This window comes from Marinobacter sp., from assembly GCF_052094685.1.
Lineage (GTDB): Bacteria > Pseudomonadota > Gammaproteobacteria > Pseudomonadales > Oleiphilaceae > Marinobacter.
Map to the genome: position 1 here is coordinate 1 of NZ_JBQDKB010000080.1, position 16,775 is coordinate 16,775.

General features: G+C 55.5%; 17 protein-coding genes and 1 pseudogene. 8 read left to right on the plus strand and 10 right to left on the minus strand.

Annotated elements, in window-relative coordinates:
- The 4 genes and pseudogenes from ACTH3S_RS14290 to ACTH3S_RS14305 form a co-directional block, all read right to left on the minus strand.
- Nucleotides 1-298: pseudogene (locus ACTH3S_RS14290) on the minus strand (energy transducer TonB); the annotation flags it as partial.
- Nucleotides 295-705: an ExbD/TolR family protein gene (locus tag ACTH3S_RS14295; RefSeq protein ID WP_441809681.1), complete on the minus strand. Its 411-nt coding sequence runs from the start codon at nt 703-705 to the stop codon at nt 295-297. The pseudogene ACTH3S_RS14290 and the gene ACTH3S_RS14295, both read right to left, overlap by 4 nt.
- On the minus strand, nt 702-1,097 hold the full coding sequence (locus ACTH3S_RS14300) for an ExbD/TolR family protein (protein ID WP_441809682.1): 396 nt from the start codon (nt 1,095-1,097) through the stop codon (nt 702-704). The genes ACTH3S_RS14295 and ACTH3S_RS14300 overlap by 4 nt, the downstream gene beginning before the upstream one ends.
- Nucleotides 1,084-1,902: a MotA/TolQ/ExbB proton channel family protein gene (locus ACTH3S_RS14305; RefSeq protein ID WP_441809683.1), complete on the minus strand. Its 819-nt coding sequence runs from the start codon at nt 1,900-1,902 to the stop codon at nt 1,084-1,086. The genes ACTH3S_RS14300 and ACTH3S_RS14305 overlap by 14 nt, the downstream gene beginning before the upstream one ends.
- Nucleotides 1,903-2,104: 202 nt before the next feature.
- Here ACTH3S_RS14305 and ACTH3S_RS14310 point away from each other — a divergent pair, with 202 nt between their 5' ends.
- On the plus strand, nt 2,105-4,444 hold the full coding sequence (locus ACTH3S_RS14310; RefSeq protein WP_441809697.1) for a sensor domain-containing diguanylate cyclase: 2,340 nt from the start codon (nt 2,105-2,107) through the stop codon (nt 4,442-4,444).
- A gap of 9 nt (nt 4,445-4,453) precedes the next feature.
- On the opposite strand, the gene ACTH3S_RS14315 is transcribed toward ACTH3S_RS14310, so the two are convergent.
- Together ACTH3S_RS14315 and ACTH3S_RS14320 are read right to left on the minus strand one after the other, a co-directional pair.
- Entirely contained in the window at nt 4,454-5,221 is a 768-nt protein-coding gene (locus ACTH3S_RS14315) for a TSUP family transporter (protein ID WP_441809684.1), read from the minus strand.
- Nucleotides 5,212-6,351 carry a hypothetical protein gene (locus ACTH3S_RS14320; protein WP_441809685.1) on the minus strand — a complete coding sequence of 380 codons (1,140 nt, stop codon included), beginning with the start codon at nt 6,349-6,351 and terminating at the stop codon, nt 5,212-5,214. Before ACTH3S_RS14320 ends, ACTH3S_RS14315 begins: the two co-directional genes overlap by 10 nt.
- 52 nt (nt 6,352-6,403) lie before the next feature.
- On the opposite strand from ACTH3S_RS14320, the gene ACTH3S_RS14325 reads away from it, so the two are divergent.
- Together ACTH3S_RS14325 and ACTH3S_RS14330 are read left to right on the plus strand one after the other, a co-directional pair.
- Nucleotides 6,404-7,906 carry an amidase gene (locus tag ACTH3S_RS14325; RefSeq protein ID WP_441809686.1) on the plus strand — a complete coding sequence of 501 codons (1,503 nt, stop codon included), beginning with the start codon at nt 6,404-6,406 and terminating at the stop codon, nt 7,904-7,906.
- A 111-nt stretch (nt 7,907-8,017) separates the two neighbouring features.
- Nucleotides 8,018-8,668: a hypothetical protein gene (locus tag ACTH3S_RS14330; RefSeq protein WP_441809687.1), complete on the plus strand. Its 651-nt coding sequence runs from the start codon at nt 8,018-8,020 to the stop codon at nt 8,666-8,668.
- A 67-nt stretch (nt 8,669-8,735) separates the two neighbouring features.
- Here ACTH3S_RS14330 and ACTH3S_RS14335 read toward each other — a convergent pair whose 3' ends face one another.
- The 4 genes from ACTH3S_RS14335 to ACTH3S_RS14350 form a co-directional block, all read right to left on the minus strand.
- Nucleotides 8,736-9,866 carry a HupE/UreJ family protein gene (locus ACTH3S_RS14335; RefSeq protein WP_441809688.1) on the minus strand — a complete coding sequence of 377 codons (1,131 nt, stop codon included), beginning with the start codon at nt 9,864-9,866 and terminating at the stop codon, nt 8,736-8,738.
- Entirely contained in the window at nt 9,863-10,981 is a 1,119-nt protein-coding gene (locus ACTH3S_RS14340; protein ID WP_441809689.1) for a tetratricopeptide repeat protein, read from the minus strand. The genes ACTH3S_RS14335 and ACTH3S_RS14340 overlap by 4 nt, the downstream gene beginning before the upstream one ends.
- Nucleotides 10,982-11,060: 79 nt before the next feature.
- Complete coding sequence (locus tag ACTH3S_RS14345) at nt 11,061-11,306, minus strand: hypothetical protein (protein ID WP_441809690.1); 246 nt, start codon at nt 11,304-11,306, stop codon at nt 11,061-11,063.
- A 10-nt stretch (nt 11,307-11,316) separates the two neighbouring features.
- The gene (locus ACTH3S_RS14350; protein WP_441809691.1) at nt 11,317-12,789 is read right to left on the minus strand and encodes a DUF4331 domain-containing protein; all 1,473 of its coding nucleotides are present in this window, start codon (nt 12,787-12,789) and stop codon (nt 11,317-11,319) included.
- Nucleotides 12,790-12,945: 156 nt separating this feature from the next.
- Between ACTH3S_RS14350 and ACTH3S_RS14355 the strand changes: the two genes are divergently transcribed.
- From ACTH3S_RS14355 to ACTH3S_RS14375, 5 genes are all read left to right on the plus strand, one after another.
- The gene (locus ACTH3S_RS14355) at nt 12,946-13,512 is read left to right on the plus strand and encodes a sigma-70 family RNA polymerase sigma factor (RefSeq protein ID WP_441809692.1); all 567 of its coding nucleotides are present in this window, start codon (nt 12,946-12,948) and stop codon (nt 13,510-13,512) included.
- On the plus strand, nt 13,509-14,213 hold the full coding sequence (locus tag ACTH3S_RS14360) for an anti-sigma factor (protein ID WP_441809693.1): 705 nt from the start codon (nt 13,509-13,511) through the stop codon (nt 14,211-14,213). Before ACTH3S_RS14355 ends, ACTH3S_RS14360 begins: the two co-directional genes overlap by 4 nt.
- An 80-nt stretch (nt 14,214-14,293) precedes the next feature.
- Nucleotides 14,294-15,301, plus strand: a complete 1,008-nt coding sequence (locus tag ACTH3S_RS14365; protein ID WP_441809694.1) for a methionine ABC transporter ATP-binding protein — start codon at nt 14,294-14,296, stop codon at nt 15,299-15,301.
- A complete protein-coding gene (locus ACTH3S_RS14370; RefSeq protein WP_441809695.1) occupies nt 15,301-15,966 on the plus strand; it encodes a methionine ABC transporter permease in 666 nt (221 codons plus the stop codon). The genes ACTH3S_RS14365 and ACTH3S_RS14370 overlap by 1 nt, the downstream gene beginning before the upstream one ends.
- 25 nt (nt 15,967-15,991) lie before the next feature.
- Nucleotides 15,992-16,774: a MetQ/NlpA family ABC transporter substrate-binding protein gene (locus ACTH3S_RS14375; protein WP_441809696.1), complete on the plus strand. Its 783-nt coding sequence runs from the start codon at nt 15,992-15,994 to the stop codon at nt 16,772-16,774.
- Nucleotide 16,775 lies beyond the last annotated feature (1 nt).

Below are 16,775 nucleotides of genomic sequence, written 5' to 3' on the forward strand. Positions count from 1 at the left end.
CTGGCTCTGGCTCTGGCTCTGGCTCTGGCGTTGGTTCCGGTTTTATTTCGGGTTTAGGTTTGGGCTTTGGCTTTGGCTTGGTTTTTTGTGCAGGTTCGGGCTTTGCTTCTTCTGCGGGGGCCGGCGCCGCCTTGCCTGCGAGCGAGATTTTGATAGCCGGTGCTGTGTTGACGGCCGCGTTGCCTAGCTGGTTGATCTCTATTGGGCTTTCTGGCGCGGCTGCCATGAGAATTCCCGCGCTCAATACAACGGCAATTGCCAGTAGGCCAAGGCGGGTAAGCCTTCCGGTGTCTTTCACGTTTCAGGCTCCGTAAGCAGCAGGATTTCTTCGTAACCCCCCTTTTCCAATGTACGTAAAAGGCTTTCAAGGTCGGCCATGGAAATGCTGCTGGCTGCGGCTATTTTTAGTGGGTTTTGGGCGTCCGGTTCTGGCAGTCGTTCAAGCAGGGCTTGTGCATTCAGTGTTTCGCCACTTATTCGCCAATGGCCTTCAGCGTCAACCAGCAAGTCGGCATGGGGCGATTGTTGCTCGGCACTTGGTGGCGTAGCCGGCAGGTCAGGCAAGGGGTCGTCAGCAAGCTGGCCGGCCACGATGAAAAACATCAGGAGCAAGAAAACCAGGTTGATGAGTGGCAGAAGTGCATCCTCTACCCGCTCCATCAAAGATTTGCCGGAGGTAGAGGGGGGTGGAATCAGTTCGGTCATGGCGTGTCTTCGGTTGCACGTTTCCAGTGGGTTTGGATGCCGTTGCGGGACAGCTCGCCAAGGGTGGCTGTGAATAAGCTCAGCTGGGCATCTGGAGTGGTCGTGAGGTTTACCTCGGAGATGCCTGCGTTGCGCAGTTCTGGCAACAACTGGCCGATTGGTAGCGTGAGCTCCTGCCATGCTATGTCACCCTGTTGGGTAACCGTCAGCAGGGGCAGTGGTTCACCTGTTACCGTGCTGCGGCCTTCGGTACTGTTGGCAAGCTCTAGGTGATCTACGGGTATTAGCCGGCTGGTGAGCATAAAAAACACAAGCAGGATGAACACCACATCAATCAATGGTGTAATACGGATCGGAATGGGCCGATTGGGCCTGGGTTCAACCAGTTGCATTGGCGAAGCGGTGCCTGCTGTGAGTTTCAAGTTCCTGTTCGTCTTCTGCCTCTGAGCGGGTCTGGCTGGTGGTTGGCTTAGCCGGTGCTTCACTCGCCGGTTCGCTTAGGGATTCCACTTGGCCTGAAAAGGCTTCTGGCGTCACGGTTAACACAGACACCAGGGTGCTGTTAACGACTTTGTGAATGCGTCGCAACCGGAATTCGATCCAGGCCGCCAGAGCAGCGAATGGAATGGCAACCACAAGGCCTGCCGCGGTGGTTGTCAGGGCTTCGTAAATACCGCCACTTAACTGCGATGCGTTGGCGCGGCCTTCCGTAGCAGCCATTGCGCTGAAGGCTTCCATCATGCCAAGAACCGTGCCTAGCAGACCAAGCAAAGGCGCAAGAGCCGCGATCACTTCAATAATTTTCAGGGGGGCTTCAAAAGGCTCTAGCCCTTGTTGAGCGTCTCGTGCAGCGGTCTCGCGAACCTGTCGATCGTCCTGCTTGTTTTGCAGTGCCTCAATGGTATTGGTTACCAGATTTTGCAGCGGGTTTAGTTTTGCCCAGCGGTTAGCCTGTTGACGAATGACTTGTGGGTTTACGCTGGCGGGGTTCTGTTGCCAAAGCGTAATGATGCTTTTAAGTTTTTTGGACAATCTGGGTGCATAGAGCGCGCCTACAAGTATCAGGTAGATAAACGTGACCAGGCCCAGAACCGCCATGACAAGCAGTACGATCATCACTGGGCCGCCCATAGCTAGCAGTTGGTGTAGGGGGCCGTCTGCCAGCGTGGAGCTGAGGGGCGCCAGGAAATCGCTCATGGGGGTTATCACTCTTACTGAAGTTTGATGCAAATTATAACGATTCTCGTTGTGTTTGCAAGTATGTAATTCTTCACGTTGCAGGCCTCTGTTAGAATTTGTGTCGCCATTAAACGCATTCTTCACAAACGATTTTATATAGAACCGGAGGTTGGCCCATTTACACGCAATTCCTGCCGAGCGGAGTAGCTCTACCGTGCTGATGAGTGGTTGGCTGGGTAGCCTGGTTAACCGGGCGGTGCTTCTCGTTGTGGGTGTTGTTGTTCTGACAGCGCTGTTGGTTACGCTTGCGGGGTCATTTCTTAGCCGGTCGGAACTTGAGCAGCAGGCTGCAAATCAGGTAACCACCATTGCTCAGTTAGTAGCGGGAGAGTTGGACGACAAGTTGTCTCAACGCCTGGAAGCGCTTAGCCATGTGGCGCAGGGGTTCACTATGAACGAGGCGGCTTTCGGGGAGCGTGCAAGAATACTGATGCGCCGCCAGACTGCATTGCGGCATATGTTTGATGGTCTCTATCTAATCGATGCGCAAGGCAAGATCCTCGCCGAGCACCCCGAGGCTTTGAACATGACTGGGCTGGATGTCAGCAGCCGCGCCTATTTTCGCCATGCCTCTGGGCAATTAACGCCCCGCATCAGTGAACCTTACCTCTCAAACCATGAAGGCCGACCCGCTTTGATGGTGGCCGCGCCTATATTTGATCACCAGCAACGATTTATCGGCATGCTTGGCGGTGCAATTTCCCTCGCAGGTAAGCATCTTATCGAGGAGCTTTCTCGTATTCGAATTGGTAAAACCGGTTACCTGGCTATTGTAACCCGCAGTGGTACCGTTCTTGCGCACGGCCGCACTGGAGAGGTCATGCAACCGCTAAAAGGCGTTAGCCCAATGCTTCAGGGTGCCATGGACGGCTTTGAGGGAACAGCCCAGACCCGTAATAGCGACGGTGAATCTATTATTCTGTCGGTACAACAAATGTCTGAAGTGCCCTGGTTTGTGGCGGCGGTGTGGCCGGCCCGTGAAGCTTATGCCCCCGCGACTCGCATGACAGATGCGTTTCTCTGGATGTTGTTGGCAGTGATTCTGCTGATCCTTCCCTTGGTTCTGTGGCGCTTTCGCCGCTTGATGGCGCCGTTACAGGAATTGGGGCAACAAGTGCACGAGCGCCACTTAGGGGTGCGAAACAATCCCGTGGGTGGCTCTGGCGGCTCGGAAATCCGCCAAGTGGCCGATATATTCAATATGGTGATGGATGAGCGTGACGACGTCATGAGTTCTTTGGCTGAGCGGGAGGCATTTTTCCGTTCGCTAACCCGCGGTGCGCCTATTGGTATTGTGCAGGCCGATGTCCTTGGCCGTATTGAGTTTGTGAACCCTGTCTTTGAAAGCATTATCGGTTTGAAACTTGCTGAGCTTGGGGGCTCGCACTTGTTTGGATGTATCTCAGATGAGGATCGCGATGTTGTTGCTCAGGGTTGGCAGCAGTCTCTTGAGCGGCAGGAAATATTCCGCGGCCGTTTCCGGTTGCAAGGGCCAACCTTTGGCCGCCCGGTTTGGTGCCAGGTAATGACGGCGGCTCTTGAGACCCCGGAAAAGGTCATGGGCACCATTACGATTGTGCGGGATATTTCCCACGAGTTGGAAGTGGAAGAGGCCCTTCGCGATGAGCAGCAAAGAGCGGAAAACATTCTCGGAGTGATGCAGGACGGCGTTTTGATGGCGGATACGGGCGGTGTTATCCGTTACGCAAATCACGCTGCAGGCCGTTTTCTGGACTCAGATGGAGAATACGTTGGTAAAAATGTTTTTGAACTGGTCGGCATTGATCACGAAGATCAGGCGCTCACTCATGAGTGGTTCCTGGGCCGGGACGATCTCGATAGCCTTTACGTTACCCTTCGAAACCTCAGTGGGAATACGTTTGATGTGGATCTGAGCATGATTCACATCCGGCAAGGGCGACAAAATGAGCGGCTAGTGTTTGTGTTCCGGGATGATGCCGAGCGCCGGCGCGAGGAAGAGCGACTGTCTTGGGAAGCAACCCACGATAGCCTGACACAGCTGCTGAACCGTCGTGCGTTTAACGCTTCGCTGAACAAGTGCCTTGATGAATCGTCGCGAGAGGAAGTGAGCTCTGTGTTAATGCTGATCGATCTCGACCACTTCAAACCCGTGAATGACGAGGGCGGGCACTTGCTCGGTGATGAACTGCTACGGCGCCTTTCCGATTTGTTCAAGGATGCTGTGCGTCAGTCTGACACCGTTGCCCGGCTGGGGGGCGACGAGTTCGGTATTATTCTCCCTGCCTGTGGTATCGAGCGAGCCAAAACTCTTTCGGAACGTATCCGCGCCGGTGTTGAATCTCTTGAACTGGAGCAGGACGGCCGAATGTTTGGGGTCACGGCGAGTATTGGCGTAACTGAGCTGGTGGCCGGCGATCGCGAACCTAAAGATGTGGTTGCCCGTGCCGATGAAGGCACCTATGTTGCAAAATCCAAAGGCCGAAACCGGGTTGTGGTGATGTCTGCGCCAGAGCAATAACCAGAGCGTTCAGACCCACCACTGCGCCGTTAGGCTCGCTTGCCACAGCAGGCGTAGGGCGAGGAGGGTCAGAACCAGATTGAATGCTTTGCCGAACCAGCGGTTATCCAGAGAGTTTAGAAAACGCAGGCCTAACCAGGTGCCAGCAAAACCACAGGCAATCATGGCGAGAATAAACGGAAGCCAGCGCGCAAAAACAAAACCTGTCACACCAAACACTAAGGCTTTGGGTGCATGCTGCAGAATCATAGCGGCCGCAAACGTTGCCACCGTGCGAAACCGATCTATATGAATTTGTTTGATGAACGCCGCCACAAGTGGACCGCTGGCGCCGACAAACAGGCTGATAAAGCTGGTTAATGTGGATGCGATGAAGATCCCGGCCGGGCCGAAAGCACCTTTTGGCAACGCCGGGCCCCAGCAAAGATAGAGCACGAATATGGCAATGGTTAGCTGCCATAGGTAGGCCGGCAGGCTTACCAGTAACCAGGCTCCTGCCGCTGCGCCTGCAATAACGCCTGGCGCGAAAGCTGCGATCACTCGCCAGTCGATGTGCTTCCAGGTGAGCATGGCCCGGCCACCGTTGGAGCCCAGTTGTATCATGCCGTGTACGGGAATAATCGCGGCTGCGGGCATCCAAGATGCCATGAGTAAAAGCAGCAGAACACCCCCGCCGGCGCCCAAGCTGGCGGTAATCATTGATGTGATAACCGAGCTCCCCAACAGGAAAAGCGCGACCGGCAGGCTCAGGCTCTCTGGAAGTAACCCTATTTCCACGCGCAAAACTCTCTGGATTTAAGCTTCGCCGTTCGGCACAGCGCCTCGGTTGCCAGTTGCACATCGGCCACGTAATACAGGGAAGCCAACCCTAGCCTGTCGCGGCCCAAGTTATGAAACACCATGCCAAACGCGATGTCGCCCGCCGTAAACCGTTCGTGGTGGGAGGCAAAGTATTCTGCTGGCTTCGCCAGTGTTTCGTCATCAAGAAGCGCCTGAACACGACTGGCGCCGCCGTGGTATGCCTGAACCAACATGAGGACAAATAGTGCCTCGCGTTTGCTTTCTGGCAGGTGGCCAAAACGCTCGTCGAAGGCTGGCTGCAGATTGCGGGCATTTTGGTGCGTCAGGTGCAGGGCACAATCGATTTGTGCCAGCCGATGCCAATAGTTTGCCGGCTTTATTTGGCAGTCTTTCAGGGCAGAGGGTGAAAGCTGGAGAATGCCTTTGGCATTTGCTCGGGAGTGGGCTCTTACCTGCCCGCCGCTTTCAATAAGGATTTGCCCGGCCAAATAGTTGGGCAAAACCGCGGGTAGCGTAAAGCGGTTTTGCTCACTGCGACGCTGAACGATATACATCAGCGCGCCGTGCAAAGAGCCGGGTTGCTCACGGGTGGCAAAAGAAAGGTCGTCCCAGTGGCCCCATACGCGATCTTTGGCGCGGGCGCCCAGGTAGCGGCCAACAGCAAGGTCCACGTTTACATGGGGTTGGTCACAGGCCAAGGCGAACGGGTACCCCTTGGTGTTTGCGTCACCGGCAATCCATTCCTCAGTGAGCCCCTTATCGTGCAGCGACTGGCGGGTGTCGTTTAGCCGCTTTTGGGTGGCTGCGCTATCGTCGCCGTTGCTAATCCAGCCAAGAAACTGCCCGCGCATATCGAACAGAATGTGACGGTCTGGGCTTGAACAATAGCCGGATTCCTTCAGCACCCAGCGGCGAATGGTGAGAATATTCTGGTAAACACCCTGGCTAACCCAGTAAGGCGAAGCCCTCACAATGGCAGTCCAGCCGGCAGTGTCAGCGTTTTCACCCTCGGCCAGATCTTCTTCGGCCAGTGCAGGCGTGTGCACGATCGTGATCAGGGTGAAAGTCAGGGCAAGCTGACGTAAGCTTGCGAATATTAAGTTCATAAACGATGTGTCCGTGGAGTTCCGGGCACCACAATAACAAATGGACGCCATTATGAAGCAATCTGAGTATCTTCGTTACGACGCCACCGCGCTGGCTGATCTGATACGCCGTGGCGAAGTGACCTCCCGGGAAGTATGCGAGGCCGCGGTAGAACGGGCAAGCTCTGTGAACAGTTCCCTTAACGCAATCTGCTTTCCCCAGTTTTCCGAAGCCCTGGCGCAGAAGTTTCCTGAGCAAGGGGTATTTGCCGGTGTTCCTTTGTTGCTTAAAGATCTGGCGCAGGAGCAGGCGGATCGGCCTTGCACCTACGGCAGTCGGGGCTTTAAGAACAACATTGCGCCACAGGACTCAGAGTTTGTGCGCCGATCTCGTGAGGGTGGGCTGGTGTTTTTGGGGCGAACTGCCACGCCAGAATTCGGCCTAAAGGCCATTACCGAATCCGAGCTGTGGGGAGCGTCGCGCAACCCCTGGAATACCAAGCTTACTCCCGGGGGCTCAAGTGGCGGTTCGGGTGCCGCTACTGCCGCAGGTATTGTGCCTATGGCTGGCGCCAACGACGGCGGTGGCTCAATTCGCATACCTGCAGCCTACAACGGGCTGTTCGGGCTCAAACCGTCTCGTGGGCGCATCTCTAGTGGGCCTGTGATGGGCGAATCCTGGACAGGCGCCTCGTCAGACCACGTGGTTACCCGCACCGTACGCGACAGTGCAGCCATGCTGGATGTGCTCAGTGGCTCGGCCTCCGGCGACCCGTTTGTTATTCCTGCCCCCAGCGTTGCCTATGCTGATTTGATGCAGCAGTCGCCTGGCAGTCTGAAAATTGGCGTGTTCACCGCCTCCCCTTACGACACACAGGTGGCTCCTGAATGCGTTACAGCCGTTGAAGAAACGGCGCGGATTCTGGAAAACCTGGGACACAAGGTTGAGTATGCCCGGCCGGAATTCGATGGCATGGCGCTGGCCCGTTGCTACCTTGGTCTCTACTTTGGCGAAGTGTCTGCCATGATGGCGAAAGCCAAAGCTCGGCTTGGTGCTTCTGACAGCGATTTTGAGTTGGATACCCGCCTGATTGGTATGCTGGGTAATACGATGCCTTTGTCAGATTACGTACTTCGCCGCCAGCAATGGAATGAGTTCGCCCGGGCGCTAGGGGCGTTTTTTGGCGGATACAATCTCTACCTCTGCCCCACCACCGGCCAGATGCCTGCCCGTATTGGCGAGTTAGAGACCCCCGCACACCTGAAACTGGCAGCAAAGCTGATGCTGACCCTTAAAGCCGGAAGAATGGTGCATCGCAGCGGCCAGGTGGATCAGATGGCGATGGAAAGCCTGGCCCGCACGCCATTCACTCAGCTTGCCAGCCTCACGGGAACGCCTGCTATGTCTGTACCTATGCACTGGACAGCTGAGGGACTGCCGGTTGGTGTGCAGTTGGGCGCACCCCATGGCGGTGAAAAGGTGTTGCTGCAACTGGCTGCTCAGCTTGAAGAGGCTGCCCCTTGGTTTGGCTACTATGAACGGCTTGAAAATGCTTTTCCGCCAGCGGCCTTGTGATCCATTGATTGAAACCCCACGTTTATCTTTCTATGTGTAACAAGCTATGCTGTGTATCAGGGAGATCACCTTCCTGATACACCCTGATGGCATCGTGGAGGCGAGCGTATTATGAACCAACCGATGGCAATCGACGAACTGGTATCAGTAGCACAGGCAGAAGCCATGGGGGAGCTAGACGCCCCGATGATGGCGATTGTTCTGGCCAGCGAACAAAGCTATGACTTGCCCATCAACTCACTTGAAACCGATGCCGACAAGGCACGCTGGGGATTGATTCTCCGCGCTGCCCGCGAGCATGTTGAAGCGGATGCCGTGGCGGTTCTGTACCCCGCCTGGACAACCATCCGTCAGAAAAATGCGGAACCGACAGAAGAACGTAGCGCAAAAGAAGAGGGGGCCATTACAAAAGAGAGCACCGTTGAGGCCTCGGCTGATGAAGATGTCGAGGAAGAGGCAAACGATCCGATAGATACGTTGTTTGTGCAGCTCCATACACGAGATCATGTGTACTGGCGCGGGTTTGAGCAGATTCGGGATCCTAAGCATCAGCGCATTATTGGCTTTCGCCGTATTAAAGCGTTGTCCACCGACTATAAGCGTGACGAAGAACCTTCGATTGCATCCTGGCTCAGCACACTGTTTGAGCCCCTACCGGAGCACGGTGAAGAAAGCGATGTGGATCTTGAGCTTGCCGATCTTCTGGAAGAACCTGAAGTGAGCGCAGCGTTGTATCCCCGCCAGTTGCGGGCGTTACATTGATCTGAAACTTCGAACAAAAAGCCGGGCGCTGATAGCCCGGCTTTTTGGGTTTTAACGATACTGCTTTCTAGATAGAACCTGCTCTTTCTACGACCCACATCAAGCTGATAGTGCCCACACCCACGAGAGCCAACGGCACCAAAACCCGTTGGTACACGCGCACATGCGCTAAGGCATATAGCAGCGGAAAGCCGATCAATAGCAAGCCCAGTTGCCCGAATTCCACCCCCAGATTGAAGCCCGCGAGGGCAATGGCCAAGTTGGAAATTCCTCCGGTCAGATCGCCAAGTACGCTGGCAAAGCCGAAGCCATGAACCAGCCCGAAGACGAACGCCAGTTTCCAGGTTTTCCGGCCCAGAAAAGGCCAGACCACATTGAGGGCGGCCATGGCGATGGACAGCGCAATCACTGTTTCAACCCAGGCGATGGGGAGCTGAACAATACCCAGCGCCGACAAAGCCAAGGTGATGGAGTGCGCCACCGTGAAGGCAGTCACAATGCCCGTCAACTGCAGTAGCCGCGATTTCAGTGAGCGATTGTTTGTACCTTGGCTATCCTGCCGGTAGCTGATCAGCGTAGCTGGTAGCACCAGCACCAGCAGAAACAGCATGTGATCTAGCCCGATCAACAAATGGATAACGCCTTCGCGGAGAAACGTTGCAAAGGTGCCCCATAACCCTATAGCACCTCCCGTAGCGTTCCCCGTAAGCTCAACAACCTGCTGCTCTGGAGACAGTACGGTGAGAGAGCGGGTGTCTCCGGATGTGATCTCAACCAGCCCCCGGTGCAGGCTGTCCCGATCGAACAGCAGGGTGTATTTAATCTGCTCTGGGGACTCGCCATTGGCGCAGTCGACCCGATATTGGGTGGCCAGATACGGCCCGTCGCTGTGTGCACTCAGCCCCCAAGCCTGCCCTCGAAGGTCACAGGCGCCCTGAGCACTGGCCAAAGTAACCGAATTTTCAATGGCTTGTGTGGTGGCTGGCCGCTGTGTGCGAAGTTCCTGGCCCGTAACCTTTTGATCGTTGTTGGAGTCCAGGGGCACCAACAAGGCGAGATCACGCAGTGCAATGTCGATTCGTACTTCTGAAGCATCCAAGTCTACGTAGATAAAGCTGTCGCTGGCCTTGTGGGCCAAGGCCGTACTTGCGAGCAGCATCATGACTAACATGGTGAGAAGTTGTATGGCGCGCATCATGAACCCTCCGGATAACGGGCATCAGACTGGTTCTTTTGCTTAAGCCAGCTGCGTAGCTGGGCCAGCGCTGTGTCGTCTTGCGCGGCAATCGCAGACCTAAGCGCCAGACGTGTATCCAAGGGCTCACGCTGTGATGCCCAGTTAGCCATGGCGTGCTGGAGCGCGACATCTGGCCGATGTTCGATATCCAGCTCGAAACGAGCTAAGTCCCGCTGATGCAACATGGAGCCTCGCCACAGGGCTTCATCAAACCGCTCGCGCAATCTGGAAGCCAGCGCCGAGGCATCTGGATGATCTATACGGCGCATAGCGATGGCGCGAATGACGGCCAGGTTGTCGATGGCCTCATAATCCTCTGTGATGGCCAGCGCTTGGCTGGCTTTTCCATGGTGGAGGTACCAATCTGCAAGTTGAGCCCGGGTGTATAAGTCGTCTGGATCCTGGTTCAGCACCCACTGCCAGTGCCTAACCGCAGAGTCTTGGCCCAGCTGTGCTCCGATGTCTCCCAGCGTCCCCTGGGCCCAGAGGCGTTCTTGGGTTCCTGCGCTACCTAGGGATCGGGTTGTGTCGGCCAAGTTGTCATAAGCGGTTTTGGCCGCTCCGGCACGGGCGGCCACTTGGGCCTGACAACTTGCTGCGATCAGGCCGGGGCGTTCGGTTTTCAGTTGCTCACAAAGTGCCAGTGCCCGGTTGTAATGCCCCTGAACAATCTCAATGTTGGCGAGTGTTACCAACGCCTGAGCTCGCTGTATGGGTGCCTCAGTGCGGTTGAGCACGGTCTTTAAATCTTGTCGTGCCGCATCGAACTGATGAAGGCTCTGAGCCAAGGTTGCTCGCAGTATCAGCAATTCATCGGTCAGCTCTTGGCCCACCTGCTGGTTGAATAATCGCTCGGCGTAGCCCAGAAAGCGGGGGTCGCCGCTGCGTCTTGCTTCGGAAATGAGCCTATGAACTTCCTGGGCCATGTCCTGGGGCGAAGAAGGAATACGATCGCTGGTTGGCGCAGACGCGGGCAGCGTTACCAGCACAGTATTGTCGTCAAAATCGCTTTGAATTGGGCTCGAAGCTGCTGCAACGGTTGCCGAACACAGCAAGCCGAGCAAGCCAAACCCCATCCAAAAAGCCCCCCCGCGCCGAAGCGCAGGAAGGGAGAAGACCGGACATAACGCAAGGTGGGTCCGGTGTGGAGAGTTTTTATTTGAGGAGGTCATCGTAGGCCCGTGGATCGTCCTGGTTGTTGAAGCTGAAATCGACCCCGTTAACGTTCGCGGGCTCCCGGTTGGGGTTTGGGTTTTCGAGTTCGCCCCGTACAAAGGTTTCGAAATCCACCGACATCGCGGGCTGCTGGCCCTGGTTACTGTGGCTGCTTGAGCCGTCGAAACACCCTGTCAGTGCCAACGCCATAACACTCGCCCCGGCAAACTTCATGGTAAGTTTCATGATTCACTCCTTATGAATTGGGTGAGCCGGCTAGCGGAGTAGCCAAGTACGGAAACACCACCTGGAGCTCGGTTGGGTCCAGTTGGACGCCATCGGTAAACGGAGTGTCCTTGTTTGGGGCGTTCTCGGTTAAGGCACCCATAACCACCCGCAAAGCGGAATCGACTACGTCATCAACTGGGCGACGGCCGTTCGGGAAACCGGCGTTGTCTCCACCCAGAACACCCAAGTCGTTTTGCGTGGCTGCGGGGGTAGCAGCAATAGCCGGGTTCAGCCGAAGCATCTCCGAGCCTTGCACGCCCACTGGCATATTTACATCGGGTACACCGGTCAGGAAGGCTGTTACCAAGTCAGTGCGGGGGAAGTTATCCGGCGCGACAGCGCCTGCGCTTCCAAACAATATTTCCAACAGTTCCGGCAGGGTTGGGTGGGTTACGTAGGTGGCAAACTGGCCATCGTTCATGGGCTCGCTGGCGTTGAACAGGTCTTTATCTTTAAGGCCGATAACCACTTCGTTCACCAGAGGCATGCCCAGGCGCGATACTTGAGTCCAGGCGCCGCCTTCCACCGTGGCACCTTTGCCGTCCGCAGTCGGTTCTGGGTTGATGATTCTCGCCTGCCGCACGCTGGCGGTGGTCCAGGCGCCGATAACTGGTTGATCCATACCGGTCATGGCCGTGCCAGTCAGGCACTCGGTGGGTACTTCCAGAGCAAACGATGTCACATTCTTGTCGGCTAGGTCACCTTCACCTTCGCCGTCACGTGCGCCGAGAGGGTTGGTGTTAACCAGGTCGAAAATCTCGCCTAGGTTTACCGCGAAGGCTTCTTTGCGTTGACCCACAAACACCTGGCCGTTGGTGGAGCAGCCTGGAATGCCAATCTCGAAAATGTGTTGGCCCGCGTAGGCTGCATAATCGCCAATCGATTTGTTACCGATGTTGTCCAGAGGTTTATCGAAGGTTCCTGTGCCGTCAGTAATATTGGTCGCGGTCTCAACAGTGCCGGTACGGCGATCACCACGAATTACTGAAACCGTATACTCCTGGCTGAGCTGAACGTTGGCGGCGTTGGTGGCATCGCCAATGTTCTTCAGTGGCACAGAGACCATCTTCTGATCGCCATCGGTGCCGACCGGCAACTGAATGTCGTTCAATGTGCTTGAGAACTGAAAGCGGAATGTGAGGTTTTCTTGTGCATTGCCGCTGTTGTCGACGTGGATTTCGTAAACGGCGTCTTCGTCCAGATCGAAATAGTTGGGCCCGCCGTAGGCGTCTTGAAGCGGCAGGTAGTTGGCAATCAGGGTTACATAGTCTTCCCGGCCTGTTTCATAGCTTCGGAACATATAAAAGTCGGTGCCATCCACTTTTGGCACTTCGGTTATAAAGGGCGCTTCACGGTGGCTGGAGGCTTGGCTCAAGCCGGCGCTAAGGCAGGCTCCCGCGACAGCAATCGCGAGCGCAGAGCGTTTGATGATTGTGTTCATAGCGATTCCTCAATATGTCTTATTGTGGTTGTGGCAAAAGAGGGAACGGTTAGCTAAAGAATAAAGATGCACACCGCAATAAAAAAAAATAGAGTGGTATCTGCATCTCGCCGGATAGGCCGTGCGTATGGATAGCTATCAATCGACGGAGCTGAAATGTCTCAAGTGTCCCAGAACCACAATAATCAGGACGATTTGATGCGCTTGCTGGTGGCCGTATCCCGTGAAGACCGAGCCGCGTTTCGACAGCTGTACCAATGCGTGTCCTCAAGAATGTTTGGTATGTGTCTGAAGCTGGCGGGGCAGCGGGATCTGGCGGAGGAAGCCCTTCAGGAGGCGTTCATCCAGATTTGGCACCGAGCTAGGGAATACCACACAGACCGGGGTATGCCGCTAGGTTGGATGATGAGCATCGCCCGCTACCGGACACTGGACATGATGCGTGCGCGCAAGGTTCGTCATAACAGCGGTGAACAGCATCTTGAACACATTGCAGACGGGCGCGAAGGCCCTCTTGATGAGTCCCTTCGCAGTGCTGGAGAAGCCCAGCTTACCGGTTGCCTGGATGAACTAACGGACGTGCAACGTGACAGCATTCTGCTCTCTTATTACAAAGGCCTTACCCACGATGAGCTGGCCGAAACGCTAAGCTCGCCGCTGGGTACCGTAAAAAGTTGGATTCGCCGGGGCTTGATGGCTTTAAAGAGGTGCCTGGAAAAATGAAAAAGACACCGGAACGCATCGAAATGCTTGCTGCGGAGTATGTTCTGGGCTCTCTCCATGGCCCGGCTCGTAAGCGTTTTGAGCGCTGGATAATGGAATCCGCCAAGGTAAGGGAAGAGGTCTGGTTTTGGGAGCAAAAACTCGGCTTGCTGTCTGCTGACGTGCCGGAAGTCGCGCCACCGTCGTCCGCATGGGAATCTATAGAACGTCGTTTATGGCAGAACACCCACGAGATAGGTAAAGCTCAGCCAGCTGCAAACGATCGTTGGTTCTGGCGTGGCTGGAGTATTGTGGCTACGGCAGCCGTTTTGGTTATGGCTTTTGTGTTGGTGCAGCCCTCACCCAAGGATCTTCCCCCAATGCAGCTTTCTGGTGCGATTGTTCAGGCCGATACCAGTGACCCTCTCTGGCTTGTAAGCGAAGCCGGGCAGGGTAATTTGCTGAAGCTGCGTTCAGTGGCCGCCGGCGCGGCTGAAGCTGGCAAGGATTACGAACTTTGGATCGTACCGGAGAGTGGGCAACCGCTGTCGCTGGGTGTTATTCCTGTTGGTGGTCTGCATGAGGTGACTCTAACGGACAAAACCAGGCAAGCGCTGTCTCAAAGCCGCACTCTGGCCATCAGTCTGGAACCTCTTGGAGGTTCCACTACTGGGCAACCAACCGGGCCAATTCTGCACGTAGCCCAGTTGTACGAGCTTTAGAGTTGCTTTGTGGGTTCGGGTTTGGCCGCTGAATAGTTTATAATCGCCGGCTTTAAACCTGCACCCACAAGGCGCTGACCGTGATTGTATTTAACCAGGTACAGAAGTCGTATCAGGTGGGCGGCCGGGCGATCCCCGCGCTTCATCCTACTGATATGACCATAGAAACCGGCGAGGTGTTCGGCATTGTCGGGCATTCCGGGGCGGGGAAATCCACCCTGGTACGGCTGATCAACCTGCTGGAGCCTGCCACCGGCGGCGATATTCTGATTGACGACGAGAATATCACCCGGTACAGCGCCGCAGAGCTGCGAGCCTTTCGCCGCAAAGTCGGCATGATCTTCCAGCACTTCAATCTGCTGTCTTCCAAAACCGTAGCGGATAACATTGCTTTCCCCATGAAGCTGGCGGGCATCTATTCCAAAGCGGAAATTCGGGATCGCGTGCAGGAGTTGCTGGCCCGCGTTAGCCTTGCGGATCAGGCCGATAAATACCCTTCCCAGTTATCCGGCGGCCAGAAGCAGCGCGTGGGCATTGCCCGTGCATTGGCCTGCAGGCCTACAATTCTTCTGTGCGACGAAGCCACCAGCGCACTTGACCCGCAAACCACCCAATCGGTACTTAGGTTGCTGGCGGAGATTAACAAAGAACTGGGCTTAACCATCGTGCTCATCACCCACGAGATGGATGTGGTGCGCCGAGTATGTGACCGGGTTGCCGTGATGGACGGCGGGCGCGTGGTGGAAATGGGGCTGGTGAGCGATGTCTTCCTGCACCCACAACACCCCACCACTCGGGAATTTGTACTTGAAAGCGAGAGCGTGGATAGCCGAGACCGGCAAGAAGATCTACAGAAGGCCAATGGCCGTATTCTGCGGCTGACCTTCAAAGGTGAATCCACCTACCAGCCGCTACTAGGCAGCGTGGCTCGCGCCTCCGGTGTAGATTTCAGCATCCTCGCTGGCCGTATCGATCACATCAAGGATACGCCCTACGGACAGCTAACCCTGTCGCTGGTAGGCGGTGATCTGGGCGCGGCCATGAACGCCCTGGAAGCGGCCGATGTTCACGTAGAGGTGTTGCGCTGATGGAAGCTTTATTGAGTAACGTGGATTGGCCAGAGATCGGCATAGCAAGCTGGGATACTCTGATCATGGTGGGACTGTCGCTGCTGTTCAGTGTGCTGGCAGGTCTGCCGATAGGTGTGTTGTTGTTTCTAACGGGTAAACGTCAGTTGCTGGAACAGCCAGTGGCCTATGCCGTGCTGTCATTTGTGGTGAACGTGCTGCGCTCCGTGCCGTTCATCATTCTGCTGATTGTAATGATACCGTTCACCGTAATGCTGATTGGCACTTCTCTTGGTGTGGCCGGTGCCATTCCGCCACTGGTTGCAGGCGGTGCGCCGTTTTTTGCCCGGTTGGTAGAAACCTCCTTGCGGGAAGTTGACCGAGGTATTATCGAAGCCACCCAGGCCATGGGCGCCAACGTGCGGCAGATCATATTCGGCGCCTTGCTGCCCGAGGCGCTTCCGGGCATCATCGCGGGTATTACCGTAACCGCGATTACGCTGGTGTCTTATGCGGCTATGTCTGGCGTTATCGGCGGCGGAGGCCTGGGAGACTTGGCAATTCGCTTTGGTTATCAACGGTTTCAGACAGATGTGATGGTGATTACCGTGGCCCTGCTGGTGATATTCGTGCAAGTGCTGCAGATGATCGGTGATCGACTGGTTCTGCATTTCAGCCGTAAGTAATTTTAGTTAACAGGAGAGTGTATTCATGAAGTTAAAAAAAGCTTTGGTAGCCCTAGCTGCTGCATCCGTTTTTTCTGGCGCGGTAGCCGCTGAAAAGCTGTCCGTAGCCGCCACCCCCGTACCCCACGCCGAACTGCTGGAATTTGTGAAGCCGAAGCTGGCGGAACAGGGTGTTGAGTTGGAAGTGAAAGTATTTACTGACTATATCCAGCCGAACATTCAAGTGGATCAGAAGGGTATGGATGCTAACTTCTTCCAGCACCAGCCGTACCTGGATGAGTTTAACGACGGTCGTGGCACAAACCTGGTGACCGTTGCGGGCATTCACGTAGAGCCGTTTGGTGCTTACTCCAACAAAATCGACTCGTTGGACGAACTGGAAAAAGGCGACGTGGTTGCTATTCCAAACGACCCCACCAACGGTGGCCGCGCGCTGTTGCTGCTGCAAAAAGCCGGTGTAATCACCTTGAAGGAAGACAGCAAAATCACCGCCACACCGCGTGACATTGCTGATAACCCCAAAAACCTCGACTTTAAAGAGCTGGAAGCTGCCACACTACCAAGGATTCTTGGCCAAGTAGACGTTGCTCTGATCAACACCAACTACGCACTGGAAGCAGGCCTGAACCCATCAGAAGACGCTCTGATTATTGAAGGTTCCGAGTCTCCTTACGTGAACATTCTGGTGGCTCGTCCTGATAACAAAGACAGCGAAGCCATGCAGAAGCTGGCGAAAGCGCTGAAGTCTGATGACGTTCGTGAGTTCATCAAGAAGAAGTATGAAGGTGCCGTTGTTCCGGCATTCTGAT